Source organism: Sphingomonas echinoides (assembly GCF_029623395.1).
Taxonomy (GTDB): domain Bacteria; phylum Pseudomonadota; class Alphaproteobacteria; order Sphingomonadales; family Sphingomonadaceae; genus Sphingomonas; species Sphingomonas echinoides_A.
In genome coordinates, this window is the sequence record NZ_JAPYKK010000006.1 from 26,277 (window position 1) to 51,350 (window position 25,074).

General features: G+C 64.4%; 25 protein-coding genes, 1 tRNA gene and 1 pseudogene. 15 read left to right on the forward strand and 12 right to left on the reverse strand.

Features of this window, described 5'->3' with window-relative positions:
• Positions 1-2: 2 nt before the first annotated feature.
• The 7 genes from modA to QBJ92_RS05360 all read right to left on the reverse strand — a co-directional run bounded on the left by modA (position 3) and on the right by QBJ92_RS05360 (position 7,749).
• Positions 3-782, reverse strand: coding sequence for a molybdate ABC transporter substrate-binding protein (gene modA / locus QBJ92_RS05330; protein ID WP_277968657.1), 780 nt, complete (start codon positions 780-782; stop codon positions 3-5).
• A 136-nt stretch (positions 783-918) separates the two neighbouring features.
• Complete coding sequence (locus QBJ92_RS05335) at positions 919-2,379, reverse strand: esterase-like activity of phytase family protein (RefSeq protein ID WP_277968658.1); 1,461 nt, start codon at positions 2,377-2,379, stop codon at positions 919-921.
• A 115-nt stretch (positions 2,380-2,494) separates the two neighbouring features.
• A complete protein-coding gene (nusG, locus tag QBJ92_RS05340; RefSeq protein ID WP_131527007.1) occupies positions 2,495-3,034 on the reverse strand; it encodes a transcription termination/antitermination protein NusG in 540 nt (179 codons plus the stop codon).
• Positions 3,035-3,050: 16 nt separating this feature from the next.
• On the reverse strand, positions 3,051-3,248 hold the full coding sequence (gene secE, locus QBJ92_RS05345; RefSeq protein WP_131527009.1) for a preprotein translocase subunit SecE: 198 nt from the start codon (positions 3,246-3,248) through the stop codon (positions 3,051-3,053).
• A gap of 164 nt (positions 3,249-3,412) precedes the next feature.
• Positions 3,413-3,489 (reverse strand) — tRNA-Trp (locus QBJ92_RS05350).
• A gap of 44 nt (positions 3,490-3,533) precedes the next feature.
• Entirely contained in the window at positions 3,534-5,891 is a 2,358-nt protein-coding gene (locus QBJ92_RS05355; protein WP_277968659.1) for a putative bifunctional diguanylate cyclase/phosphodiesterase, read from the reverse strand.
• Between the two features lie 88 nt (positions 5,892-5,979).
• Complete coding sequence (locus tag QBJ92_RS05360) at positions 5,980-7,749, reverse strand: fatty acyl-AMP ligase (RefSeq protein ID WP_277968660.1); 1,770 nt, start codon at positions 7,747-7,749, stop codon at positions 5,980-5,982.
• Between the two features lie 120 nt (positions 7,750-7,869).
• Between QBJ92_RS05360 and QBJ92_RS05365 the strand changes: the two genes are divergently transcribed.
• The 4 genes from QBJ92_RS05365 to QBJ92_RS05380 all read left to right on the forward strand — a co-directional run bounded on the left by QBJ92_RS05365 (position 7,870) and on the right by QBJ92_RS05380 (position 10,078).
• Complete coding sequence (locus QBJ92_RS05365) at positions 7,870-8,421, forward strand: regulatory protein RecX (protein WP_277968661.1); 552 nt, start codon at positions 7,870-7,872, stop codon at positions 8,419-8,421.
• 124 nt (positions 8,422-8,545) lie between these two features.
• Positions 8,546-9,136 carry a cold-shock protein gene (locus QBJ92_RS05370; protein WP_277968662.1) on the forward strand — a complete coding sequence of 197 codons (591 nt, stop codon included), beginning with the start codon at positions 8,546-8,548 and terminating at the stop codon, positions 9,134-9,136.
• 9 nt (positions 9,137-9,145) lie between these two features.
• Positions 9,146-9,643, forward strand: a complete 498-nt coding sequence (locus tag QBJ92_RS05375) for a DUF192 domain-containing protein (protein ID WP_277968663.1) — start codon at positions 9,146-9,148, stop codon at positions 9,641-9,643.
• A 42-nt stretch (positions 9,644-9,685) separates the two neighbouring features.
• Positions 9,686-10,078: an NADH:ubiquinone oxidoreductase subunit NDUFA12 gene (locus QBJ92_RS05380; RefSeq protein ID WP_277968664.1), complete on the forward strand. Its 393-nt coding sequence runs from the start codon at positions 9,686-9,688 to the stop codon at positions 10,076-10,078.
• Positions 10,079-10,206: 128 nt separating this feature from the next.
• On the opposite strand, the gene QBJ92_RS05385 is transcribed toward QBJ92_RS05380, so the two are convergent.
• Positions 10,207-10,380 (reverse strand): hypothetical protein, encoded by a 174-nt coding sequence (locus QBJ92_RS05385; protein ID WP_277968780.1) that lies wholly within the window; start codon positions 10,378-10,380, stop codon positions 10,207-10,209.
• Between QBJ92_RS05385 and QBJ92_RS05390 the strand changes: the two are divergent.
• Positions 10,333-10,503 (forward strand): annotated as a pseudogene (locus QBJ92_RS05390) (DUF2155 domain-containing protein); the annotation flags it as partial. The gene QBJ92_RS05385 and the pseudogene QBJ92_RS05390 overlap by 48 nt on opposite strands.
• Before the next feature lie 35 nt (positions 10,504-10,538).
• On the opposite strand, the gene aat reads toward QBJ92_RS05390, so the two are convergent.
• The 4 genes from aat to QBJ92_RS05410 form a co-directional block, all read right to left on the reverse strand.
• Complete coding sequence (gene aat / locus QBJ92_RS05395) at positions 10,539-11,303, reverse strand: leucyl/phenylalanyl-tRNA--protein transferase (protein WP_277968665.1); 765 nt, start codon at positions 11,301-11,303, stop codon at positions 10,539-10,541.
• Positions 11,300-12,025, reverse strand: coding sequence for a ParA family protein (locus tag QBJ92_RS05400; RefSeq protein ID WP_277968666.1), 726 nt, complete (start codon positions 12,023-12,025; stop codon positions 11,300-11,302). Before QBJ92_RS05400 ends, aat begins: the two co-directional genes overlap by 4 nt.
• Before the next feature lie 67 nt (positions 12,026-12,092).
• Positions 12,093-12,470: a hypothetical protein gene (locus QBJ92_RS05405; RefSeq protein ID WP_277968667.1), complete on the reverse strand. Its 378-nt coding sequence runs from the start codon at positions 12,468-12,470 to the stop codon at positions 12,093-12,095.
• Positions 12,471-12,571: 101 nt separating this feature from the next.
• The gene (locus tag QBJ92_RS05410) at positions 12,572-13,855 is read right to left on the reverse strand and encodes a type VI secretion protein ImpB (RefSeq protein ID WP_277968668.1); all 1,284 of its coding nucleotides are present in this window, start codon (positions 13,853-13,855) and stop codon (positions 12,572-12,574) included.
• A gap of 162 nt (positions 13,856-14,017) precedes the next feature.
• Between QBJ92_RS05410 and QBJ92_RS05415 the strand changes: the two genes are divergently transcribed.
• From QBJ92_RS05415 to murD, 10 genes are all read left to right on the forward strand, one after another.
• Positions 14,018-15,010: a cysteine synthase A gene (locus QBJ92_RS05415; protein ID WP_277968669.1), complete on the forward strand. Its 993-nt coding sequence runs from the start codon at positions 14,018-14,020 to the stop codon at positions 15,008-15,010.
• A gap of 50 nt (positions 15,011-15,060) precedes the next feature.
• Positions 15,061-15,378: a hypothetical protein gene (locus tag QBJ92_RS05420; RefSeq protein ID WP_277968670.1), complete on the forward strand. Its 318-nt coding sequence runs from the start codon at positions 15,061-15,063 to the stop codon at positions 15,376-15,378.
• Between the two features lie 362 nt (positions 15,379-15,740).
• Positions 15,741-16,241 (forward strand): division/cell wall cluster transcriptional repressor MraZ, encoded by a 501-nt coding sequence (locus tag QBJ92_RS05425; RefSeq protein ID WP_277968671.1) that lies wholly within the window; start codon positions 15,741-15,743, stop codon positions 16,239-16,241.
• Entirely contained in the window at positions 16,238-17,194 is a 957-nt protein-coding gene (gene rsmH, locus QBJ92_RS05430; RefSeq protein ID WP_277968672.1) for a 16S rRNA (cytosine(1402)-N(4))-methyltransferase RsmH, read from the forward strand. Before QBJ92_RS05425 ends, rsmH begins: the two co-directional genes overlap by 4 nt.
• The gene (locus QBJ92_RS05435) at positions 17,194-17,853 is read left to right on the forward strand and encodes a hypothetical protein (RefSeq protein WP_277968673.1); all 660 of its coding nucleotides are present in this window, start codon (positions 17,194-17,196) and stop codon (positions 17,851-17,853) included. Before rsmH ends, QBJ92_RS05435 begins: the two co-directional genes overlap by 1 nt.
• Positions 17,850-19,580 carry a peptidoglycan D,D-transpeptidase FtsI family protein gene (locus QBJ92_RS05440; RefSeq protein WP_277968674.1) on the forward strand — a complete coding sequence of 577 codons (1,731 nt, stop codon included), beginning with the start codon at positions 17,850-17,852 and terminating at the stop codon, positions 19,578-19,580. Before QBJ92_RS05435 ends, QBJ92_RS05440 begins: the two co-directional genes overlap by 4 nt.
• Positions 19,581-19,590: 10 nt before the next feature.
• Positions 19,591-21,018, forward strand: coding sequence for a UDP-N-acetylmuramoyl-L-alanyl-D-glutamate--2,6-diaminopimelate ligase (locus QBJ92_RS05445; RefSeq protein WP_277968675.1), 1,428 nt, complete (start codon positions 19,591-19,593; stop codon positions 21,016-21,018).
• Positions 21,015-22,391, forward strand: coding sequence for a UDP-N-acetylmuramoyl-tripeptide--D-alanyl-D-alanine ligase (locus tag QBJ92_RS05450; protein WP_277968676.1), 1,377 nt, complete (start codon positions 21,015-21,017; stop codon positions 22,389-22,391). Before QBJ92_RS05445 ends, QBJ92_RS05450 begins: the two co-directional genes overlap by 4 nt.
• Positions 22,391-23,461, forward strand: a complete 1,071-nt coding sequence (gene mraY / locus QBJ92_RS05455) for a phospho-N-acetylmuramoyl-pentapeptide-transferase (protein WP_277968677.1) — start codon at positions 22,391-22,393, stop codon at positions 23,459-23,461. The genes QBJ92_RS05450 and mraY overlap by 1 nt, the downstream gene beginning before the upstream one ends.
• A 478-nt stretch (positions 23,462-23,939) precedes the next feature.
• Positions 23,940-25,073 carry a UDP-N-acetylmuramoyl-L-alanine--D-glutamate ligase gene (murD, locus tag QBJ92_RS05460; RefSeq protein WP_431358370.1) on the forward strand — a complete coding sequence of 378 codons (1,134 nt, stop codon included), beginning with the start codon at positions 23,940-23,942 and terminating at the stop codon, positions 25,071-25,073.
• The last annotated feature ends 1 nt before the right edge of the window (position 25,074 follow it).

A 25,074-nucleotide genomic window follows, 5' to 3' on the forward strand; every position in this document is an offset into this window, starting at 1 on the left:
CTTCAGCCAATCGTCCGGAAACCGTAGCGGCGGAACGTCGCCTTCGCCGCCGGGCTTTGCAGATAGGACGCGAACCCCCCGGCGGCGGGGTTGCCGCCCCGGACCAGTGCGACGGGATATTCGATCGGCGGGTGGCTGGCTTCGGGAAACACGCCAAGGATCCGCACGCTTCGCTCGGCCCAGGCGTCGGTCTCGTAGACGATCCCGAGCGGCGCTTCGTGCCGCGCGACGTAGGACAGCGCGACCCGGACGTTGTCGGCCCGCGCCAGCCTGCCTTGCACGCTCGGCCATACGCCAAGCCGCGTCAGCGCGGTCTGGGCGTAGATCCCTGCCGGGACATAGGCCGGGTCGCCGACCGCCAATCGCCCGGTCGGGCCCAACGCGCGCGCGAGCGGAAAGCGCGGCGTGATCTTGAGCGAAATGCGCGCATCCGCGGGGGCGATGAGCGCGAGACGGCCGCGCAGCATCGTGCGGCGGCTACGCGCATCGATCCGGCCCGCCTTCTGGACATGGTCCATCCAGGCGAGGTCGGCGGAGACGAACAGGTCCGCCTTCGCGCCCGATTCGATCTGGCGCGCGAGCAGGCTGCTCGACGCGAACGAGAAGCGCACGGGGACGCCGGTGCGCCGGGTATAGGCCTTGCCGACCGCCTGCATCGCATCGGTCAGCGACGCTGCGGCAAACACGGTGATCGGGGCAGGGGGGGCGGCGTGCGATGTGGCCGCCGGGCCGAACGCGACGGCAACCGCGGCGAGCGAGAGAAGCAGGGTACGACGATACATGCACGAGTCCGATCGGGAGCTATATCGGCGGGCATATAGCGGATCGGCGATGACGCCTAGCTGCGGCGAGCAGATCGCCGGGGTCGATCGCGGGCATCCCGGCCCGACGCCGGAATGCCCGATGTGGGGGGTGCGTTCAGGCGGAGCGGGGAACCGCCTTGCGACGGCGCGCCATCGCTCCGATCCCGGCGAACCCGAACAGCATCATCGTCCAGGTTGCGGGCTCCGGCACCGCGCCGGTCAGTCTCTGCGCGACGAAGCCGGGCAGGTCGGCGTCCGTAAAGCCGAACACATACACCTGATTCTGTCCGGCGGTGCCGGGGACGAAATCATTGTCGTTCGCGATGAACAGCGTGTGGAGCAGCGTGCCGTTGTATATCACGTCCTGCCCGAAGGAGATCCCCTCGATCTTGGCGGGGATCTGCGATGTCGCCACCCCCGCTGCGGTCAGCGCGCTGACGAGGTCGAGGAACGGGGTCGCCGTCTTGGTCACGGTCTGCGCCTTGCTCGCGGCGGTGCCCGCCAGTTGCGTGATGTCGGCGGCACCGGCCAGGTCGATCCGGAACACCTGCTTGACCGCGGCCTTGCTGCCATCGCCCAACCCCTTGCCGTCGCGTTCGTCGACGAGGAATTCGTGGTCGTTGATCGCGACGATGTCGCTGACCCCCGATCCTGCGGTGAGCTTGTAGCCATATTCATGTGTCGTGCCGCTCGCGACGTCGATTGTCACGATCCGGACGAACTTGGACGGATCCTGCTCGAGCGGCGCCTGCATGATCCCGACCAGCGTCTTGCCGTCGGGCGTGATCGCGAGCCCCTCCATCCCCTTGTTGGCGACCCGGCCGACCGTGTTGCCCGCGATTTCGGTATCGCCCTTGGGGGACAGCGTCGTCACCGCCAGATTGGCGGGCAGCGCGAAGGTCTTGATCAGGCTGCCGGTCGCGCGGTCGAACTGGCGGACGTACGGGCCATATTCGTCCGACACGAAGACGCTCTTGCCATCGTTGGAGACGCGGACCGATTCGGGGTCGAACCGCGCGTTCGCCGGATTGGTCGATGCGCCCGCCGCATAATTGTCCGAGCGGCCGGTGAAATAATAGGATCCATTGGCGTTCTGGCTCGGCGCGCCCGAGCCGAGCGGCGTCCCGTCGATCTTGGTGCCGAGCCCGGTACCGCTCCCGTAATTGAGCGCGGTCGGGCTGGAGAGCAGGGTCGTCCCGGTCAACGCGGCGGTCAGACCGAACGGCAATCCGGTGCCGGCGGAATTGGCGGTCAAAGAGAGCGAAAGCGTCTGGAAACGGCTGATATACGACGTCGTATCGTCAACAAAAGCGTTATAAACGGTAGCATTCGGACCACGATCGGGCGTCGCGAGGAAGGTATTTCCGCCAGCATAAGCGAGGCCGGATCCGATCCCACCCAAGATATTCCCCGGCAGCCCGTTTTCAAGCGGCCCGCTCAGCCCCGAAAGATCGACGTTCGCCCCCGCGCTGCTGCCGCTGATCGTGCCGTTGGCGAGGTAGATCGGACCCGCGTTCGCCGCGACCGGAAGCAGCGCCGCGGCGATCATGGCCGCCGAGCGAAGAGGGGAGATCATACAGCTGTCCTACGCGTTCGAGAATGATGAACGCAGGATTAACCCTGTACGATTACAGCAATAAGTCAGAAACAATCGAAAACGGCCGAGCGCGCACGCCCGGCCGCGGGAGCGCTTATTTGCTGCGCTCGACCTGTTCGAATTCCAGCTCGACCGGAGTCGCGCGCCCGAAGATCGACACCGAAACCTTGACGCGGCTGCGGTCGAAATCGAGCTCCTCGACGATCCCGTTGAAGCTCGCGAACGGCCCATCGAGCACTTTGACCGAATCGCCGATCTCGAAGTCGACCTTGACCTTCTGCTTGGGCGCAGCGGCGGCCGCTTCGTCCTTGGTGCTCAGCATCCGAGCGGCTTCCGACTCCGGGATCGCCTGCGGCTTGCCATTTGGTCCAAGAAAACCAGTGACCTTCGGGGTGTTCTTGACGAGGTGATAGACGTCGTCGTTCATGTTGAGCTTGGCAAGCACATAGCCCGGCATGAACTTGCGCTCGACCGCGATCTTCTTGCCGCGGCGGGCTTCGGTCACGGTCTCGGTCGGAACCTCGATCTGCTCGACGAGCTGCTCGAGCCCCATGCGAGTCGCTTCCGCCATGATCGCGTCGCGGACCTTGCCCTCGAAACCCGAATAGGCGTGGATGATGTACCAACGTGCCATGTCGTCTGTCTGTCCGTTATTTCGCGAGGGTGAGCAGCAAGTGGACGATCGTCTCGAACGCGGTATCGATGACGAAGAAGAAGACGCCCAGCAATGTCGCCATGATGACGACCATCACGCCGGTCATGATCGTCTCGCGGCGCGTCGGCCACACGACTTTCTTGGTTTCGGCCTGGACCTGACGGATGAATTCGAGGGGGGTCGTCTTCGCCACTGTGCTGCACTCGTGTTTATCGCCGAAGCTTTGGGACATGGGCCCGCTACCCGCCCCTGTGAAGGGCCGAATGACGGTCATTCCCAATTTCGGAATGATAAGACCCTAATCCGCGTGCGCCGCAAAATCAAGCTGCGGGCCGAACGGGTACTTATCGGGAAAGATGGCAGGGGAGCACGGACTCGAACCGTGGGCCTTCGGTTTTGGAGACCGACGCTCTAACCAACTGAGCTACACCCCTATCGAGGGCCTCTCTATCGCGACATTTTGCGGATCGCAAGCGGATCAAGCAACCGCACGATCTTGCGCGGCGCGCAACGCTACGACGCGTGCATCCTCCACCGTCAACGGACGCCCGAAATAATAGCCCTGGACCTTGGTGCAGGCCAGATCCCGCACCATCCGGTACTCTTCCTCCGTTTCAACCCCTTCGGCGGTGGTCGTCATGCCCAGGCTCTGCGCCAGCGTGACGACGGCGCGAATGATCGCGACCGCTTCGCGAATCCCGTTCGAGGCTGCGGTGACGAAACTCCGGTCAATCTTGATCGTCGAAAACCGGGTGCGGCTGAGGTAGCCTAGGGACGAATAACCGGTGCCGAAATCGTCGAGGCTGAGCCTGACTCCCAGGTCGAGGATGCGCTCCAGCACCTTTCCCGCGGCGGTCGTGTCGCGCATGAAAACGCTCTCGGTGACCTCCAGCTCTAGCCGCGCCGCCGGCAAGCCCGACGCACCGAGGGCCGAGGTTACGATCCCGACGAAGCCAGGGTTGTGCAGCTGTTCGGCCGAAACGTTGACCGCGATCCGCACCGATCCCGCCCAGCGCGCGGCCTCGGCGCAGGCGTTGCGGAGGACCCACTCTCCGATCGGAGCGATCAACCGCGCGTCCTCCGCCAGGGGAATGAATTTGTCGGGCGGAATCACGCCCAACTCCGGGTGGGTCCAGCGGACGAGTGCCTCGAACCCGGTCAACCGACCGAATTCGGCGTCGACCACAGGTTGATAGCAGATGTGCAACTGGTTCTTCGCCAGCGCATGCCGCAACGCCTGCTCAAGGACACGCCGCTCCTCGGCGACGACATGCAGTTGCGGTTCGTAGCGATGATAGGTGCCGCCGCCGGCGTCCTTTGAACGGTAGAGCGCAAGATCAGCCGACCGAACCAGCGTCTCGGCGGTGTTGCCATCGCGCGGGCCGATGGCAACACCGACGCTCGCGCCGGTATACAGGGTATGTTGATCGAGTTCATACGGCTGCCCGAGCGCATAGACAATGGTCTGCGCTAGCCGCTCGACCCGCTTGGTGTCGGTCGCATCGCGCACCACCACCGCGAACTCGTCGCCGCCCAGACGACCGATGATCTCGTTCTCTGTGACTAGAATCGCAAGCCGTTCGGACACGCGCCCGAGCAGCCGGTCCCCAACGGGATGGCCGAGCGTGTCGTTGACCGCCTTGAAGCGGTCCAGATCGATCATCATGAACGCGCAACGGCTGCCCCATTTGTCTGCATCCGCCATCGCGCCCGCAAGCGTTTCGTTGATTAGCAGGCGGTTAGGAAGGCCCGTAAGTGCGTCGAAGCGCGCCATCCGGTTGATCTCATCGGCTGATGCCCGCTGTTCCGTCACATCCGATCCCACGCCGCGAAACCCAATGAAAACGGCGCGTTCGTCATAACGCGGGTTGGCGGCGATCTCGAACCAGCGCTCCTCGGTGCCCACCATGACCGGCAGGTTGAGACCGCGAAACGCGTCGCGTCCTTTAAGATACTCGGCGAGCCGGGCGAGTTCGGGGGCGACCTTGCCCGCGGCCCATGCGGGGCCGGCGAGCACTTCCAGCAGCGATTTTCCGTTTACGGTGTTGGTGTCGAGCCCGACTGAGGTGGCGAAGCGCGGAGACGCGCGCACGACTCGGCGTTGCGCGTCCGTTTCCCACAACCAGTCCGACGAATGCTCTTCCGCTTCCCGCAGCAGCAGACTGACAGTTTCGTCACGCTCTGCAATCGCGATCTCGCTGGTACGGAGCAGGACCAGCGATTTTGCGCGGGTGAAACAGGTGACGATCAGGACGGCGGTGAAAGCGAGTACGGCTGCCGTCAGCATCGGGCTGCCGGTCAACAGCATCATCGCCGCGATCGAAACCCCCAGGATCGCCAAGAAGCTGAGGGTGGCGAGGGGAAGGGCTGCCATCGCAACCGACGACGCGGTCATCATCAGGGACAATGCGACCCACAGGTACAGCGCGGTAGTGGTATCGCCGCGCAGTCCGGTGATGATCGGGGGGACGGACCAGATTCCTCCCAACAGAATTCCGTCGATCAGGGTTTGCCGAACATCGCGGAGCGTCGCCGTATAAGCGGAACGATGCCGCGAGGCATGACGGCGAACCGTAACCAGGATGCTGACCGCGGTCGCACTGACGCCCCAGGCGGCGAGCAACGGTAAGGATACGCTGCGGGACAGGATCGCAACCACCAGCGCCGCGCCGATCCCGTTTGCTGCCACAAGATAGCCGCTGAGCCTGCTGCCGGCATTCAGCTGTGCCGCGCGGATCGGGCCCCATTCGGTCGTGTCGGTGGGATCCAGCAGTCCAAGCAGAGCCCGCACGTCGATGCGCGGCTTGGTAAATTGAGAAGAGGGCCGGATGCTCACCGTGCCCGTCCTACGCTACGCAAGGTTAGGAGTTCGTTAGGATGAGACCATGAGGGGGCTGGCCGCGCCCAACCCCCATCGCGGCGCCTTATGCCGCCAGATCGTACGGCTTGATATCGCCGCTGAGATAGAGGTTGCGCGCTTTCGCCCGGCTGAGCTTACCCGAGCTCGTGCGGGGCAACGTGCGCGGCGGGATGAGTTCGATCACGCAGTTCATACCCGTGACCGAGCGAACCCGCTCGCGGATTTCCTCCCGCAGGCGGACGCGTTCGGCATCGTCCGAGCTGCGGCACTGGACCAGAACGGCGGGCGTTTCCTCGCCACCGGGCGTGGTGATCGCGAACGCGGCGATATCGCCAGCCTTGAACCCGGGCAGCTGCTCGACGGCCCATTCGATATCCTGTGGCCAATGATTACGACCATTGACGATGATCATGTCCTTGGCGCGACCCACGATGTAGACGTAGCCGTCAGACAAATAGCCCATGTCGCCCGTATCGAGCCAACCGTCGATCAGGCACGCGGCGGTCGCGGCCTCGTCCCGGAAATAGCCGACCATCAGCGACGGGCCCGAACACCACAGCTTGCCGATCGCCCGCTCAGGCAACGGCGTACCGTCCTCCTCGCGGATTTCGACGGTCATGCCTTTCACTGGCTTTCCACAATTGACGATCGCACGATACCGCTGCGGGCGGTCCTCTCCGGCGGCAACGCCGGACAGTTGCGTTTCCTCGACCAGTTCGACCCGGATGCCTTCGTTGGGCGGCATGATCGACACCGCAAGGGTCGCTTCGGCAAGACCATAGCTCGGCAAAAACGCGCCGGCCTTGAAGCCGGCATCGGCAAATGCATCGACGAAGGACTGCATCACGTCCGGACGGATCATGTCCGCGCCATTTCCCGCAAGCCGCCAGCGCGACAGGTCGAATCGCTCCGACGCCTTGGTCTGGCTCGACATACGCCGCGCACAGATGTCGTATCCGAACGTCGGCGAATAGCTGATCGAATTGCCCTCGTTCCGACTGATCATGTCGAGCCATGCCAGCGGGCGTCGCGCAAAATCTTCGGTTTTCAGGTAATCGGTGGAAACCTGATTGGCGACCGGCGACAGGAAGCATCCAACTAGGCCCATGTCGTGATACCATGGTAACCAAGAGATGCAGCGGTCCTTCGCGACCAGTTGCATGCCATAGGCATGCGCCGTCAGATTGTTGAGCAGGGCATGATGCGTGATCGCGACGCCGTGCGGAAAGCGCGTCGATCCGCTCGAGTATTGGAGGTAGGCAACCTGATCCCCGGTCGCCTGCGGAAGCTCGACAGCGGGGGCAGGGCGTCGGACGAGTTCGGACCAGTCAATCCCTTCGGTGCCCGCGGCGCGCGCTGCATCGATTCCCATCTGCGCCAGTTCAGGCGGATAGATCAGCAGCACCGGCTCGCAGCTGGAGAGCTGTACGCGAAGCTGCTCGACGTAGGAATCCCGTCCGCCGAACGACGTGGGCAATGGCAATGGGACCGGCCATGCGCCCGCATAGACCGCGCCAAAGAACAGCGCGGCGAAATCAGTACCGGTTTCTGCGACAATCGCGATACGATCTTCAGGCTTGATCCCGGCTGCGATCAGGCGTCGCGCCATCGCGAGGGCATCGTCGCGCACCTCGGAAAACGGGTAGGCGCGTGTCAGCGTGCCGCGGGCATCATGGAAATTAAACCCACGTTGACCTTTCGCAGCGTAATCCAACGCCGCGCCTAGCGTCTCAAAGTCCGCGAATCGGCGCGGGAGCAAATCTTCGGTGGGCGTGGCGACCAGCTTCGGCGTTTCGGCCTCGAGGTCCTGCGTGCCCGCAACGTCAACTGTCATCTGTATCTGCGCCCTCGATCGTGGCTCTCTTTGCGACCACGCTATGGTCCCGTTCAGCAAGCACCCCTGCTTATGCCAAGCGTTCAAAATCCAGTTCGAGTGTGGCACAATGATGGCGTCATGTACCAGCGCCCCAAGAACCAGACCCCAACCCGAGAAAAAAAGCCAATTCCGCCGCTAGATAGCGCCGCATTGGAACGGATCGCCTTACGCTATGTCGAACGTTTTTCAACGACGCGTGCGAAATTGGTGGCCTATCTCGTGCGAAAGGTGCGCGAACGAGGGTGGGAAGGGCCAGAAAGAGACCCCGCCGGAATCGCCGAGAAGTTCGCCGAACTGGGCTATGTCAACGACCGCGCGTTCGGCGAGGCGCGAGCGGTCGCTATGGCGCGCCGCGGGTTGGGTCAACGTCGGGTCGCTGGCGTATTGCGCCAGTCTGGCCTCAATGAAGATGACACTGCCGCGATCGTGCCAGGCGTGGAGGAGCGGGCGGTAGAGACCGCGCTCGCTTTTGCGAAGCGGCGACGGTTCGGGCCCTTCGCCTTGCAGCAAGCTGACGCACCGCTACGGGAGAAACAAATTGCCGCGATGATTCGCGGCGGTCACGGCTTCACCATCGCGCGGAAGATCGTGAACCTAATGCCTGGCGAAAGCTTCGAAACATTTGTTTAGTTCGGCCGAAGTGAAGAATAACGCTCTATTTACCAAATTATACAAAGAGTATTGACCGCTGCGTCACGGGCCTTTCGATCCTGCATGAAGTCATGCTATGGGCCCGGACGGGGGACTTTATAAAATGCGTGATGAACCGATTCCGGCGACTGTGCAGCTGGGTCGCGAGGGCCGAATAGATGATGAAGCTGATATCGTGAGCGAAGACTCGCAACGTTATTCAGGCGTTCTGAAATGGTTCGACATGACCCGGGGCTTTGGCTTTCTTGTCGCCGACCAAGAAGGGGTCGGCGACATTTTGATCCACTTCTCGGTATTGCGCCCGCACGGGCGGCGTAGCTTGCCTGAGGGTGCTCGGCTCGAATGTATAGCCTCGTTGCGGGAACGGGGTTTGCAGGCGAGTGAGATTCTCTCGATCGATCTTACGAATGCGGTCGAACCTCCACCAAAAGTTCGCCCTGAATCGCAAAGGCCCGATCCTGCGGCCCTGATCGAGGGGGCTGGCCCCTTCGAGCCCGTGGCGGTGAAGTGGTTCAATCGCTTGAAAGGGTATGGCTTCCTTGTGCGCGGCGACGATTCCGGCGATATCTTCGTCCACGTAGAAACGTTACGTCGCGCCGGCCTGGAGGAAGTCGAACCGGGACAGGTGCTCTTCGCCCGCATGGTGGGAGGAGAGAAGGGGCCGCTGGCGGTGACGGTCGAACAGAAGATCTAAGGACTGTCCATGCGCCGGCAATTGCTGACTGTTTTTGCCTTCGCAGGCTTCGCGACGGCGCTTGGCGGCTGCCGTGACAACGCACCCGCCGCGGCGTCGACCGAGGTTGCGCCGGGGATGGTGGCGGTGACCATCAGCAGCGGTACTGGGCAGCATCGCTTCCTGGTAGAGTCGGCCGCTAGCGAGGAAGAGCAGCGCCGCGGACTGATGTTCCGAACGGATATACCGGAAAATGGTGGAATGTTGTTCGCGCCCTACCCACCGCAAGGGGCACCGCGCGAAGCGAGTTTCTGGATGAAGGACACGCCGACGCCGCTCGACATCATCTTCATTCGCCCGGACCAGACGATCGCGCGGATTGCGGAGAACACGATCCCCCAATCCGAGATTCCGGTAGCGTCTGGCGAACCCGTCTCGGCCGTGCTCGAGCTTCGGGGCGGTCGCTCGGTCGATCTTGGCATCAAGGAAGGCGACCGGATCAGCTGGACGGCCTCTTCCCGGCGTTGATCTCGGTTGAAGGGCACGGCGTGGCGCGCTAAGCGCTATGGCATGGGCATCAATCTCAACCCCTTCACTTGGTGGACCGGCGCAAGCTGGGGCACGGCATTCGGGCTTCGCGGCAAGGCGCGCATGGGCGAGGACTCGCTCGGCAATGTCTATTACGAGGGCGGTCGGGATACTGCCGGCAACCCGCGTCGCTGGGTTATTTACAACGGTATCAACGACACCAGCCGGATCGCTCCCGAATGGTTCAGCTGGTTGCACCATCAGGTTGCCGACGTGCCGGATCGTGCACTTCCCGCGCCGCGGGCGTGGCAACTCCCGCCCGAACCGAATCTGACCGGCACCGTTCTGGCCTATCGTCCAAAGGGCGCCATTGAAAAGGGCGGTGTGCGCGCTCAGGCCACCGGGGATTACGAAGCCTGGACGCCGGACGCGTGATTCGCCCCGCGCTGGGCGCGGCCGGTGTGGCCGCGCTGCTGGCGACGACAGGGTGTGATCGCGCCGCGGACGCGCCCGCGCCCGTGCCGACCGCTACCGCGGAAACCGCGCTCGATGCGGATACGAGTTCACAGAATGTCGTGACGGTGGACGTGGCTGGCGGCGTTGATCCCAGTTTCGGCGCGACACAGATGGCGCAACGTGTGGCGACGCTCGGCCTGCTCAACAAACGCAACGGGCAGGCGCGTGACGTGGTGCTCAAGCCCGGGCAAACAGTCCGCGTCGGCGACGTGGTGTTGCATCTCAAGGCATGTGAACAGACCGCGCCGTGGGAGCAGGAGCACTATACCGGTGCCTTCGTGCAGGTCGATATCGCGGGAGCCGACAAGGGCTGGCGGCGTGTGTTCTCAGGCTGGTTGTTCAAGGAACGGCCTGGGCTAAACGTGGTTCAGCATCCGATTTACGATGTCTGGACCAAGAATTGCGCAATGACCTTCCCTGAAGGCGGACCCGACTCGGTCTCGGCGGGCACGCCGTCCACGGCTGCCACACCTCGGTCGAGTGCGAAGAAGTCACCGACGCCCGCCGAGGAATCGCCTGAACCGGTCACGGCCGACAGTGCGCCGGACAATTCGACCAAATAAGCCGCCCGCGGAATTTCGACCGCGCCCAGCGATGCCAGATGGTCTGTCATGAACTGACAATCGAGCAGCACGAACCCGCCGGCACGAAGGCGGGCTACGAGCCATGCGATCGCGACTTTCGACGCATCACGCGCGCGGCTGACCATGCTTTCCCCGAAGAACGCCCGGCCGAGCGCCAGTCCGTACAGTCCGCCGACCATCTCATCGCCGTCCCAGACTTCAATCGAATGCGCGAAGCCGAGCCTATGCAGGCGGTTGAACACGTCCTCGATCTGCGGATTGATCCAAGTATCAGGGCGGTTCGGCACCGCTTCCGCACAGAGTCGCATCATCGCGCCGAACTGCTGGTCGGCGGTCACGCGGAATCGGTCGCGTGCGATCGTCTTGCGCAGCGATTGCGAAAGGTGGAACCCATCCAGTGGAAGTACCGCGCGATCCTGTGGTTCCACCCAATAGATTTCATCGGCGGTCCGGCTGTCGGCCATCGGAAACACGCCGACTGCATACGCCCCCAGCACCAATTGCGGATCAAGCGGATCGATTGGTGGAACGTCGAGGATGGGCGAGGGAGGAGCCCTCATGCCGCGAGACGACGTTCGATCGCTTGCCAGAGCCGGCCGAAGGCGGCGGCGCCGGTTGAGCGCGGGGCGAAGCTGCCGATCGGCGCACGGCGTGCGGTAACTTGCTCGATCTGGCTCGCAGTAGGAATGACTGGCCAGTCCGGATGGCGCGCGAGCGCGTCGGCGTGGAGCTTGCGGCGGCCGTCCACCATCGAGTGTACCGGCATGATATCCGTCCGCCCGCCGAGATGGGCAATCACGTCCGCCTGTGCGCGCTCCGACAGTGGGGAGGGGATGACGGGCACAACGATGAGGTCGGCCGCCCGCATTACCTGTTCGGTCGTCTCGGTCAGTCCGGGCGGGCAATCGAGCAGGATGCGATCGTAATCTTTACGCAGGCCGGCGAGGAGCTTCTGGAGCCGCTTCTTCTTGTCCATTTCGTGGAAAAGCAAATCCAGGCCGCGAAGCGATGAATCCGCGCCGAGCAGGTCGAGCCGCGGGATTGCCGTCTTTTCGATCAGCGTTTCGGGTGCCACGTCCTTGGCGAAGATCGATTGTGCCAGGCCATGGTGCTTGGGCACATCGGCATTGAGCGTCAGCAGGAAGCTGCTCGCCGCCTGCGGGTCCAGATCCCACAAGAGCGTGCGGCGGGAGGACTGGATTGCTGCTGACCATGCCAGATTCACGGCAAGCGTGGTTTTTCCGACGCCGCCTTTCAAACTGTAGATCGCGATCGTCGACACCGGCAAAGCCCTTCGCTCAGGAACGGGCATCGTGCCGGATGCCGACGATGTGCGCAATAAAGGTTGGTTAGAGGTCGCAGAGCTGCTTGGGCTTACCCGGCTGTGTCAGCGTGACTGCCTTGACCGTGCCCGTCATTTCATAGCCGTCGGCCTTAAGCGGATCGCCAGCGTTTGCGGCGGTCAGCTTTACCGGGGTGCCGGTCTGCGTGCTGCGAACGAGCGCCTGCTTGTCGCCCTCGAAGAAGGTTACATACACCAAGCTATTGTCGGCGCAGCGGAACGTAGCTTCTTTCTTGATCGCCGGCGGAAGTTCGACCGGCGCACGGTTCGCGATTTCCGCCGCCATCGGGTCGGCAGAGACTGAAGTAACTTCGGTTGGCTTGTTATCACAGGCCGACAGCGCAAGGAGCGCGACGGCGGCGGCGGGGAGCAGTTTGTTGAGCATTCGATTTTCTTCGCGCACGCGGTACGTAGCGTCAAGACCCCGCTGTGGCGGCGCGTATCGGATCGACGCACTGCAGCAAATATTTCGTGGTAGCGTCATCATTACTCATGGAATTCGTCGAGGTCAGGAATTCGTCCGAAGGCGATCTTGGTGCCTATTCGATCGAGTCTTCCGCCGTTCTGGGGGCCTAGGCTCACTGCGTGTCGACCGAACTTCTCGTTGATCCGGTCCATTGCACGGCTCAACGCAAGTGTACGGGTTTCGCGAGCAAGGGGGTCGTCCGGATCAAGGAGGCCGAACAGGGATTGCTGCTCTCCGGTGACCGGTTCGATCTCCGCCAGCGTCACGCCGATCATGCGGACCTGAAAGTCACCAGGACGCGCCTTGCCTGCTGCGGCAAGCAGCGGGAACAGCTTTTCCAGGGCGGTCAGGACGACGAAGCTGTCCTGGGTCGCGGGCAGTTTGGCCGAACAGCGCCAGGCCGATTTGTCGTCCTCGAACCGTGCGTGCAGTACCAGCAAACGCGCCCGATACGCTTTGCGGCGCAGGCGGCTGGCTGCCTTCAGCGCGAGGCGACGCGCGGTAAGCCGCACTGGCGCCGCGCTGCGTTTCCCGGGGGAGAGTACATGGCTGTGCCCGATCGACCGACTTTGCGTGGCCTTTTCCGGCAGGTCGACCCCGTGCAGCAGATACCACAACCGATCGCCGTTGGTGCCGCCCCATGCATTTCCGGCATCACGCGGGCGCCGCTCGCAATATTGGCGGATGTCGTTGATGCCTTCCTGCGCGAGCCGGCGTTCCATCTTCGCGCCGATCCCGCTGATGTCGCGCAACTGCAGATCATACAGCCGCTGCGGCAGGGTTTCGGCGTGCAGGATGACGAGGCCGTCCGGTTTCTGCAGATCGGACGCGAGTTTGGCGAGCAGTCGGTTGGGCGCTATCCCGACCGAACTCGTCATGCAGTCCCCGATGTTTGCGCGGATTCCTGCCTTGATCCGGTGCGCTAGCGCGGTGGCGGCGGCAACGCTGTTTTCATTGTCGAGCAAGCGACATGCTACCTCGTCGATCGAGCACACCTTGGTCACCGGAATATGCCGCCAGATCTCGGCGACGATCGCGTCGTGGAATTCGACATATTTGTCGTGGCGCGCGGGCGTGATGATGAGGTCGCGACACAGGCGCTTGGCCTCCCAAACCGGCGTGCCGGTCCTGATGCCGAACCGCTTCGCCTCGACGCTTGCTGCGATCGCGACCGTCGTGTCGCTGTCGATCGGCGCGACCAACACGGGTTTGCCCCGGAGCGCAGGGTCGAGCTGCTGCTCGACGCTCGCGAAATAGCTGTTCAGATCGAGAAACAACCAGCGAAGCGGGCGTGGCGGAAGCACCAGAGCAGTTTCGGGGGACTCGAAGCGGGTTTCCATGGCCTAGGAACAATACCAGAACAATCGAGCGCCTAACAGCGCGTTCTTGGCGCGGCGTAGCGCTCTTCGCGCACCACAAAGCGAAGCTTGCTTGCGGCTGAGCACTCGGACGCATAGCTATCCCGCATGCATACAACAGCGAACACGCTCGCCCTGATCGGTAATACGCCGCTTGTCCTGCTCAAGGGGCCAAGCGAAGCCGCAGGGGCGGAAATTTATGGGAAGTGCGAATTCGCCAACCCGGGCGCTTCGGTCAAGGACCGGGCGGCTCTCGGGATCGTCGAGGATGCGGAGGCCCGCGGGGCGATCCTGCCGGGCGGGACCTTCGTCGAGGGTACTGCTGGCAATACCGGGATCGGGCTCGCGCTCGTCGCCAATGCTAAGGGGTACAAGACGATCATCGTCATGCCTGAGACGCAGAGCCGCGAGAAGATGGACACTTTGCGCGCACTTGGTGCCGAACTGGTGCTGGTTCCCGCCGCTCCTTATTCGAATCCCGGCCATTTCGTCCACACTTCGCGCCGAATTGCTGAGGAAACCGCCAATGCGGTGTGGGCGAACCAGTTCGACAATATCGCCAACCGTCGTGCGCACATCACCGGGACCGCCGAGGAAATCTGGAACCAGATGGACGGGCGCATCGACGGCTTTACCTGCGCTGCAGGTACTGGTGGGACGATCGCAGGGGTCGGCCTTGGTCTTAAAGCGCACGACGAGAATGTCTGCATCGCGCTGACCGATCCGCACGGGGCCTCGCTTTACGAATATTACGCCAATGGCGAGCTCAAATCGGAGGGGTCTTCGGTCGCGGAAGGGATCGGACAGGGGCGAATCACCGCCAACCTCGAAGGCGCCCCGATCGACACGCAATTCCGGATTTCCGACGCGGAAGGCATGGAGTGGGTGACGCGCCTGTTATCCGAAGAGGGGCTGTGCCTCGGTCTTTCGTCCGGGATCAACGTTGCGGGCGCAGTGCGACTTGCGCACCATCTCGGGTCGGGGTCGCGCGTCGTGACGATCCTGTGCGACACCGGCTTTCGGTACCTGTCGACTCTGTACAACCGGGAATGGTTGGAGGCGAAAGGACTGGCCGTTCCGCCGTGGCTGGCGGGCGATTAAGCTTTGCATCGACAGAGGCGTCAAAAGACGTTACATTTATACCACAGCCTATGAAAATCATCGCACAAGACGCAGCGCAAACGACGCAGCGGTTCCGGGTCGGGATGATCGGACTCGCTGCAGTTCTGCTGTTCATCGGACTCGCCGCTGCCATCTTCTCGACCGCCAACCATGACCGTCAGGTTGTGGCGATCGGGAGCGCACGTGCGGACGTGGTCGCCAATATCGTCTCCGGCGCCTCCGGTTCCACAGCGTCGGGAGTGAACAAGGAGCCGCTCGCCGAACTCGGCGTCGCTCCCAGTGCCGAAGTCGAGAACGCCACGGCGATCGACAATGCGATGATGCAGCCGGACGCCGCGCAGCAGTGATCGAATCGCGCATGACTCGACTGGCTTGGAAAACGCCTTCGCCGGTACGGGGATGTTCGGGGAAAATCCGGGAAATGATGTCGCTGCCCCCATTCTGTCGGGGATTCGGCGCCGCTTTCACATCCGTTCACCGAACACACCGGGAACGGCTTGATTTCTGGGAAATAGATTTGCGTTGAAAAGCGTGAGATTGACGGTCTCACCCTGTTGATCCCCGGGTTTCCCCTTGTATCCCCGACCCTCCCCGTGATACCTCTGGTCTAACAGGGGCATCCCGAACTCGCATGCATTTTGCAGCGCTGGGAAGTGCAGGTTTGCACTTCCTGGGCCGGGGGAGGCTGGCTCGCTTGTGCGGGGTAAGCGTGGACGAACGTGGGGATTATCAGGGAGACGGTCTTGGCCTTGTCGATGACAAGGGCCGGGTCGCGATTCCTGCTTCTCTTCGGGCGACGCTGGCGGCGAATGCGCCGCGTGCGGATGGCAAGGATGGCGGAACGGTGATCGTCGGCGTCCATCCCAAGCACAAGTGCCTGCGCGCCTACGACCCGGCTTATGTGAAGATCCTGCGCGCTCAGCTCGATGCGCGCGAAGCTGCGCATACCGCCGCGGACGGCGAGCCCAATTATAATTTCAAGCGGCGCGGCGCGAGCGGCGAGCCGGTTCCGTTCGACGGTTCGGGGCGTTTCATCATGCCCGGCTTCCCGCGCGACTATGCCGGGATCGGGGAGCATGCGTTCTTCTGGGGGACGCTCGACTGGATCGAGATATGGGACCCCAGGACCTTGCTCGACGCCGAGGATGTCGATCCGGTAATGCAGGCGGCGTGCCGCTATCACTGCAAGACCAAGGGAGTCGCGCTGTGAGCGACACACCCGTCCTTTCCCCGCACGTCCCCGTGCTGCTCCACGAAGTGATCGACGCGCTCGCCATTGCCCCCGGCGAGACTCATGTCGACGCGACCTTCGGCGCTGGCGGCTACACCCGCGCAATGCTGGCGCAGGGCGCGCGCGTCATTGCGTTCGACCGTGACCCGGACGCGATCGCTGCCGGTGCAGCGCTGGTCGATACGTCCGATGGCGCGTTGATGCTCGTGCCTGCGACCTTCTCCGCGCTGGAAGCCGAGCTCGCCGCGCGGGATGCCGTGCCGGTGGCGGGCGTCACGTTGGATATCGGCGTATCCTCGATGCAGCTTGATCAGGCCGAGCGGGGGTTCAGCTTCCAGTCCGACGGTCCGCTCGACATGCGGATGAGCCAGGAGGGCGAAAGTGCCGCGGACTTCGTCAACATGGCGGACGAATCCGCGATTGCCGACGTGCTCTATCAATATGGCGACGAGCCTCGTTCGCGGCGGGTCGCGCGTGCGATCGTCGCGGCGCGTCCGATCACGCGGACGAGCGAGCTCGCGCACATCGTTCGTCGGGCGCTAGGCTATAAGGCGCACGACAAGAAGGACCCGGCGACGCGGACCTTTCAGGCCATCCGCATCCATATCAATCGCGAATTGGGCGAGCTGGCGGACGTCCTTGCCGCTGCAGAGCGCGTTCTGGCCCCAGGAGGGCGGCTCGCGGTCGTGACGTTCCACAGCCTCGAGGACCGGATGGTCAAGCGCTTCCTGCGGGAGCGGTCGGGCGGGCTTCCCTCCGGATCGCGACATTTGCCCGAGGTGGCCGCGAAGCACCAACCCAGTTTCGAGCAGGTCGGGCGCGGTGTGCGCCCCAGCGAAGACGAGATCGCGCGGAACCCGCGCGCACGATCAGCCACATTGCGGACGGCACGACGTACCGGTGCCACCGCCTGGACGGAAGGGGCGTTGTAATGCTTGGGCTGGCTTGGAAGAGTCTGGGATGGTTCCTGGCGAGCGTCGCCGTGGCGCTCGGCTTCCTGCTCGTGCCGTTGCAGGTCGCCGCCGAGCGCAAGAAGCTCGATCGCACCGTCGTGGAAATCGCGCGCGCACAGCGCGAGATCCGCGCGCTGGAGACCGAGTTCGACACGCGCGCCAACCTCGCCCAGCTCGACAAGTGGAACGCGGAGAAGCTCGGTCTGGTCGCGCCGTCGGCGGGGCAGTTCGTCGTCGACGAGGCCGCGCTCGCCGCGCTTGAGCCAAGCATGCCCAACGGTCCGCAACTTGCCTCGTTCAAGCCGCTGGCGCCGCTGCCGGTAACGGACGCAGTGACGGGTGCCGCACCTGCTGCGGCCGTTGCTTCAGGAGCGGTGGCCGTCGCGGCGTTGTCTCCCAAGGTTGCGCCAATTTCAGCGCCCGTGGCGCACGCTCAGACGGCAGTCACCCCGGCACCGGTTTCGGCACGTGCCAAATCTGTTCGGGAGGCAGCGCCGGTCGGACGCACCGCGATGGCGTCGGCGGCACCTGTCAAGCAGCGCGCGGCGGTTGCGATGCTCGATCGCGCCTTGCTCGACGACAGCATGTTGGGCGACTTGCGCAGTGGTGCCCGCGCCGAAATCCGTTCGCGGAAGTGACGACCTTCGTCGCCCGGCCAGTCCCCGCGCGACGGGGTAGCGATCAGCGCCATGCGCTGGTCGCGGTCGCGCATGTCCGGTTGATGATGCTGATGCTGTTGATCATGGCGGGGTTCCTGCTCGTGATCGGACGGATTGCGTTGCTTGGGATCCTGGGGTCGCCCGCCGGTGCGGCGAATCTGGCGGTCAATCCGCAAGTGCGCGGTGATATCCTGGATCGTAACGGCCAGCCGCTGGCGCGCACGATCGACGCCTGGACGATCGGCGTCCGACCACCGCAAGTCATCGGCGATCGCCAGGCGCTGGCGGACGGACTGGCCCGCATCATGCCGGGCCATGACGCCAACTGGTATTTCCAGAAGTTGACGATGCGCGCGAAGTTTACCTACCTGGAAAAGCATGCGTCGCCCGACATGGTGAACCAGGTTCATGCGCTCGGCGAGCCGGGCCTCGTTTTCGCGCGTGAGCCCGAGCGGTTGTATCCGCAATCGACGATGGCGGCGCATGTGCTCGGGTACATCGGACCGACCGCGACCGACGCGCACATTGCTGGCCGGGCGGGCATCGAGCGCGCATTCGACGAACGACTGAGCGACCCGCGCCGTCGTGGCGAGCCGATCTCGCTGTCGATCGACGCGCGGGTGCAGGCCGCGATGGAAAGCGAACTCGGCCGCGCGATGAACAACTTCAAAGCGAAGGCGGCGACGGGCGTGGTACTCGACGTGCATACCGGCGAGATTATCTCGATGGTGTCGTTGCCCGTCTACAATCCCAACAAGATCGGCGGCACGAGCAGTGATTCGCTGCGGAACAACGTGACGCAGTCGGTCTACGAGCTCGGATCGACCTTCAAGCCGATCGCGATCGCGGCGGCGATCAACGACGGTGTCATCACCGACATGACACGCCGGTTCGATGCAACCAAGCCGCTCAAGGTCGGCCGGTTCACGATCCACGACGATCGCGGCGATCCAAAGCGCTGGCTCAACATTCCGGAGACGCTCGTCTACTCGTCGAACGTTGTGACCGCGCAGATTGCGGACAGGATGGGCAAGGACCGGATGGCGGCGATGTTCACTGCGCTCGGGTTCGGCGAACGCCCTGCGACCGAATTGCGCGAACGCGCCGGGCCGATCTGGCCGCGCTACTGGGGCCGGACGACGGTGATGACGACCGCTTACGGGCATGGCATCGCGGTGACGCCGCTCCATCTCGCGAACGCTTATGCCACGCTCGTTAACGGCGGGATCTACCGTCCGACGACGCTGCTCAAGGTCGCGCCCGGGGCTGCCCCCAAGGGCCGTCGCGTGCTGACCGAGGCAACCAGCGCGCGGATGCGGCAGTTGCTGCGGCTGGTCGTGCTGCTGGGAACCGGGCGAAAGGGCGATGCCGTGGGCTATCGGGTCGGCGGCAAGACCGGGACCGGCGAGATCGCGGGCGCGGGCGGCTATTCGCGGAGCAAGAACGTATCGACCTTTGCGGCGGCGTTCCCAATGGATGCGCCGCGCTATGTCGTCGTCGCGATGCTCGATTCGCCCAACGGGACCAAGGAAACCTTCGGCCTGACCACCGCCGCATGGAATGCCGCACCGGTTGTCGGACGGGTCATCTCGCGGACTGGGGCGCTGCTGGGGGTGACACCCGACGCTACACGCGACATCGATGTATCCCAGCTCTTGCCGCTGGTATGGACCGGCGAGAAGAAACCTGCCGCAACCGCAGAATGAAGGATTTGCCGTGAAATTGGGTGCGCTGACCGGCGGAAACGAAAGCGCCACGGTAAGCGGCTTCGCGATCGATCACCGCAAGGTCGCACCGGGAACGGTGTTCGGTGCGTTCCAGGGCGCGGCCGTCAACGGTGAAGACTATATCACGGCCGCGGTGGCGGGTGGCGCGGTCGCCGTCGTGGCGCGACCCGAGGCGATGGTGGTCGGGGCCGTGCATATCGCTGACGCGAATCCGCGCCGTGCGTTCGCGCGTCTCGCCGCACGGTATTTCGCGCCGTTTCCCAAAGTCGCGGTCGCGGTCACCGGGACCAACGGCAAGACGTCAACCGTCGAGATGGTCCGGCAATTGTGGCGCATGGTCGGGTATCACGCCGCTTCGATCGGGACGCTGGGGGTGACCACCGGGGACGACCGGGTCTCAACCGGGCTGACGACTCCGGACGTGGTGACCTTCCTGTCGAACGTCGCGGGTCTTGCGCGCGAGGGCGTGAGTCACGTCGCATTCGAGGCATCGAGCCACGGCCTGTCGCAATATCGCACCGAAGGGCTCGCGGTGCGCGCGGCCGCTTTCACCAACCTCAGCCGGGATCATCTCGATTATCACGGGACGATGGCGGCATACCTTGAGGCGAAGCTGCGGCTGTTCTCTGAAGTGCTGGCCGACGATGGCACGGCGGTGCTGTGGGCGGATGACGCCGCCGCTGCGCAGGTTGCCGCCGCGGCACGCGAGCGCGGCATCACCGTTGCGTCGGTCGGGACGACCGGCGAGCGGCTTAAGCTGGTGAAGCGGGTGCCGAGCTTGCTCGGTCAGGCGCTGACGATCGAAGCGGAGGGACGGACGCACACCATCACCTTGCCGTTGATCGGCGCGTATCAGGCGGCGAATGCGCTAACCGCCGCCGGCTTGGTGATTGCAACCGGCGGGGACGTTGCGGTGACGCTGGCCAACCTTGCGCGGCTTCAGCCGGTGCGCGGGCGGCTCGAACGCGCGGTGATCGCCGCGAGCGGTGCGCCGGTCTATGTCGATTACGCGCATACCCCCGACGCGCTCGAGGCAGCGATCGCTGCGCTGAAACCCCATGCGGGCGGGCGGCTGATCGTCGTCATCGGCGCGGGCGGCGACCGCGACCAGGGCAAGCGCGCAGAAATGGGGCGGATTGCGGCGGAACAGGCCGATCACGTCATCGTCACCGACGACAATCCACGGAGCGAGGATCCGGCGAGCATTCGCGCGATGATCCTGGCGAGTGCACCCGACGCGATCGAGATCGCCTCCCGCCGCGACGCGATCGGCGCGGCGATCGCTGCGGCGGGACCGCAGGATATCGTGCTGATCGCGGGCAAGGGCCACGAACAGGGGCAGATCGTCGGGGATCTCGTACTCCCCTTCGACGACGTCAGCGTCGCGCGCGAAATGGCGCAGGAGGCGCGGGTATGACCAAGCCGCTCTGGACCGCTGCGGACATTGCCGCCGCGACGGGGGGCACTGCCTCCACCGACTTCGCCGCAACGGGCGTCGCGTTCGATTCGCGCGAGATCGGCGCGGGTGACCTGTTCATCGCGATGAAGGGCGAATTCAGCGACGGGCATCGGTTCCTCGATACGACCTTTGCTCAAGGTGCCGCGGGGGCGCTCGTGTCGCAGCCGACACCGCATCCCCACGTGCTGGTCGCCGATACGACGCTGGCGCTAGACGCGCTGGCGCGCGCGGCGCGGGCGCGGACTGCGGCGAAGATCATCGGCGTCACCGGATCGGTCGGCAAGACCGGGACGAAGGAAGCGCTGTTTGCGGCGCTCGATCGTGGCGCGCCCGATGCGGCGCATCGCTCGGTCAAGAGCTACAACAACCATACCGGCGTTCCGCTCAGTCTTGCGCGGATGCCCGCTAAGACGCGCTTCGGCGTGTTCGAGATGGGGATGAACCATGCGGGTGAACTCGCGCAACTGACGCAACTCGTCCGTCCGCACGTCGCGATCGTCACCACAATCGCCCCCGCGCACACCGAATTCTTCCCGAACGAGGAAGCGATCGCGGACGCCAAGGGCGAGATTTTCGCGGGGCTGGAGCCCGGCGGCGTCGCGATCGTGCCGTATGACAGCCGCCACCGCGATCGACTGATCGCCGCCGCCACGCCATATGCCGCGCGAATCGTGACGTTCGGTCTGGACAAGACCGCGGACGTCCATGCGATGGAAACGATGCGGACCGCGCGTGGGACGTTCGTGACCGCCCGGGTGGGTGAGCGCGAACTGAGCTTCACCATGGGGCAGGCCGGGATGCACTGGGTGTCCAACGGCCTTGCGGTGCTCGCCGCAGTCGACGCGGTCGGCGGCGATCTTGCACTGGCTGGGCTGGCGCTGGCGGAGATGGGCGGGCTCGCCGGTCGCGGCGCGCGCTTCACCGTCGGGGTCACCGGGGGCAGCGCAATGGTGATCGACGAAAGCTACAACGCCAATCCGGCGTCGATGCGCGCGACGCTTGCAGTGCTGGCGGCGGAGAAGGGCGTGCGCCGATTCGTCGTGCTCGGGGAGATGCGCGAGCTGGGAGAGGACAGCGATTCCTACCACGCGGCGCTCGCCGAGCCGATCCTTGCGGCGGGGGTCGAAGCGGGCATTCTCGTCGGTGAACGCATTGCGCCGCTGGCGAACGCGCTTGAGGGCAAGGGCGATTTCGTCCATGTCGCGGACGCCGCCGCAGCGCGTGCCGCCCTTTCCGCGATGATGGGGGCGGGGGATGCGGTGCTCATCAAGGGATCGAACGGCGTAGGGTTGGCGGCGGTTGTCGCAAGCCTGCGGAGCGGGATACAGTAATGCTCTATTTCATCGCCGAATATCTGGGATTTCCGGGGGGGCTGAACCTCTTCCGCTATCTCTCGTTCCGCACCGGCGGCGCGGTGGCGACGTCGCTGTTCCTCGGGCTGTTGATCGGTCCGCGGTTCATCGGCTGGCTTCGGGTGCGGCAGGGCAAGGGACAGCCGATTCGGCTGGATGGCCCGCAATCGCATTTGTCGAAGCGCGGCACGCCGACGATGGGCGGGCTGATGATCCTGACCAGCTTGGTTATCTCGAGCCTGCTGTGGATGGACTTGTCCAATCCGTTCGTCTGGGCGTGCACCTTCGTGACGCTTGGGTTCGGCGCGATCGGATTCCTCGACGACTATGACAAGGTCCGCAAGGCGAGCACCGCGGGCGTCTCGAGCAAGCTGCGGCTGCTCGGCGAATTCGCGATCGCGCTCGTTGCGAGCGCGATCATCGTTCAGCAGAACGGGACGCATCTGTATCTGCCGTTCTACACCGGGCCGGTGATCCAGCTCGGGTGGTTCTACATCATCTTCGCGGCTTTCACGATCGTCGCGTTCGGCAATGCGGTGAACCTCACCGATGGGCTGGACGGGCTGGCGACGATGCCGGTGATCATCGCGAGCGTCGCGTTCATGCTGATCGTGTATCTGGCGGGCAACCTCAAGTTCGCGACCTATCTCGGGATTCCGCATGTGCCGCATGCGGGCGATCTGGCGATCTTCTGTGGTGGGATCGTGGGGGCGGGGCTTGCCTTCCTGTGGTTCAATGCGCCGCCGGCTGCGGTATTCATGGGTGATACCGGGAGCCTTGCGCTCGGCGGCGCGCTGGGGGCGATCTCGGTCGTCGCGCATCACGAGATCGTGCTCGGGATCATCGGCGGTCTGTTCGTGGTCGAGGCGGTGAGCGTCATCGTCCAGGTGTTCTGGTACAAGCGCACCGGGCGCCGGGTGTTCAAGATGGCGCCGATTCACCACCATTTCGAGCAGCTCGGCTGGAGCGAACCGACCGTCGTGATCCGTTTCTGGATCATTGCGTTGGTGCTGGCGCTAGCGGGTCTTTCGACGTTGAAGTTGCGGTGATCGGTTCCAGGGTCCTGAGCGGCGCGCGGCTTTTTCTTGAGCCCCTCCCCTTCAGGGGAGGGGTTGGGGTGGGGCTGTACCAGGCGCTGTTCTCGGTGAGACACGCCCCACCCCCAACCCCTCCCCTAAAGGGGAGGGGCTTTATTGAAATGGTGGCGCTGCGATGATCGTTTCGCCAACTTGGGCTGGCAAGCGGTTTGCCGTGCTGGGGCTTGCGCGGTCGGGCGTGGCGAGCGTGCGTGCGCTGGTTGCGGGCGGGGCGGCGGTCGTCGCGTGGGATTCGGATGCGGGCAAGCGGGCGGCTCTTTCTTCTCTAGCCCCTCCCCTTCAGGGGAGGGGTTGGGGTGGGGCTGTACCAGGCGCTGGTCTCGGTGAGACTTCCCCCACCCCCAACCCAGTGTCAGGCCGGTCAGGCTCCCAGCCTGACCTGAATAGCCCGGGGGGCTATTCACCTGACACTCCTGAAGGGGAGGGGCTTTTGACGTTCGACGATCCGGAGACGTTCGACCTTGCGGGCTTCGACGGATTGGTAGTTTCCCCCGGCGTACCGCTCAACCGGCACCCCGTCGCAGCACGCGCACGCGCCGCGAACGTCCCCATTCTCGGCGACATCGAACTTTTCGCGCAGGCGCGCCCCGCGCTGCCGCGCCACAAGGTCGTCGGCATCACTGGCACCAACGGCAAGTCGACCACCACCGCGCTCATCCACCACATCCTGCAAACCGCGAAGGTCCCCAGCCTGATGGGCGGCAACATCGGCCTGCCGATCCTCGAACAGCAACCGCTGCCAGAAGGCGGCGTCTATGTGCTCGAACTGTCGAGTTACCAGATCGACCTGACGCAGAGCCTCGACTGCGACGTCGCGGTGCTGCTCAACATCACGCCCGATCACCTCGATCGCTACGACGGGTTCCAAGCCTATGCCGCATCCAAGGCCCGCCTGTTCGCGATGCAGTCGCCCGAGCACGCCGCGATCATAGGGATCGGTGACACCCCCTCCGCGCTGATCGCGCGCAGCCTGTCCGCGCGCGGCGAGCATCTTACCAAGATTGCACCCGGCGTGTGCATGGACCAGTCGCGCTGGCCGTCGCTGCAAGGCCCGCACAACGCACAGAATGCGCTCGCCGCGATCGCTGTTGCGCAAGAGCTGGGAGTGCCGGAAGCAGCCATCGATGCGGGGCTGCAGAGCTTCGCAGGACTGGCGCACCGGATGGAACGCATCCGCGTCCGAGACGGCGTGGCCTATGTCAACGACAGCAAGGCGACCAACCCCGAATCCACCGCGCCTGCGCTGGCGGCGTTCGGGCGGATTCACTGGATCCTTGGCGGGGAAGCGAAGTCGGACGACCTCGATGCCTGCGCCCCCCAGTTCGGCCATGTCGCCTGCGCTTATACCATCGGCAGAGCGGGGCCGCGGTTCGCCGCGATCCTTGCTGGCAAGGTGCCGGTCGAGCAGTGCGGGGATCTCGCTACCGCAGTCGCCGCAGCCGCGCGCAGTGCCGCGCCGGGGGATACGGTGTTGCTGTCGCCCGCATGCGCTTCGTTCGATCAATTCCGTGATTTCGAAGATCGCGGCGCCCAATTCCGGACCCTGGTCGAGGCGCTCCAGTGAA

Bases quoted from the DNA above. Each gene is read 5' to 3' on its own strand.
- modA (WP_277968657.1), bottom strand. From the start codon at position 782: ATGTATCGTCGTACCCTGCTTCTCTCGCTCGCCGCGGTTGCCGTCGCG.
- QBJ92_RS05335 (WP_277968658.1), bottom strand. From the start codon at position 2,379: ATGATCTCCCCTCTTCGCTCGGCGGCCATGATCGCCGCGGCGCTGCTT.
- nusG (WP_131527007.1), bottom strand. From the start codon at position 3,034: ATGGCACGTTGGTACATCATCCACGCCTATTCGGGTTTCGAGGGCAAG.
- QBJ92_RS05360 (WP_277968660.1), bottom strand. From the start codon at position 7,749: ATGACAGTTGACGTTGCGGGCACGCAGGACCTCGAGGCCGAAACGCCG.
- QBJ92_RS05365 (WP_277968661.1), top strand. From the start codon at position 7,870: ATGTACCAGCGCCCCAAGAACCAGACCCCAACCCGAGAAAAAAAGCCA.
- QBJ92_RS05370 (WP_277968662.1), top strand. From the start codon at position 8,546: ATGCGTGATGAACCGATTCCGGCGACTGTGCAGCTGGGTCGCGAGGGC.
- QBJ92_RS05375 (WP_277968663.1), top strand. From the start codon at position 9,146: ATGCGCCGGCAATTGCTGACTGTTTTTGCCTTCGCAGGCTTCGCGACG.
- QBJ92_RS05380 (WP_277968664.1), top strand. From the start codon at position 9,686: ATGGGCATCAATCTCAACCCCTTCACTTGGTGGACCGGCGCAAGCTGG.
- QBJ92_RS05385 (WP_277968780.1), bottom strand. From the start codon at position 10,380: ATGCAACACCACGTCGCCGACGCGGACTGTTTGCCCGGGCTTGAGCAC.
- aat (WP_277968665.1), bottom strand. From the start codon at position 11,303: ATGAGGGCTCCTCCCTCGCCCATCCTCGACGTTCCACCAATCGATCCG.
- QBJ92_RS05405 (WP_277968667.1), bottom strand. From the start codon at position 12,470: ATGCTCAACAAACTGCTCCCCGCCGCCGCCGTCGCGCTCCTTGCGCTG.
- QBJ92_RS05415 (WP_277968669.1), top strand. From the start codon at position 14,018: ATGCATACAACAGCGAACACGCTCGCCCTGATCGGTAATACGCCGCTT.
- QBJ92_RS05420 (WP_277968670.1), top strand. From the start codon at position 15,061: ATGAAAATCATCGCACAAGACGCAGCGCAAACGACGCAGCGGTTCCGG.
- QBJ92_RS05435 (WP_277968673.1), top strand. From the start codon at position 17,194: ATGCTTGGGCTGGCTTGGAAGAGTCTGGGATGGTTCCTGGCGAGCGTC.
- QBJ92_RS05450 (WP_277968676.1), top strand. From the start codon at position 21,015: ATGACCAAGCCGCTCTGGACCGCTGCGGACATTGCCGCCGCGACGGGG.
- mraY (WP_277968677.1), top strand. From the start codon at position 22,391: ATGCTCTATTTCATCGCCGAATATCTGGGATTTCCGGGGGGGCTGAAC.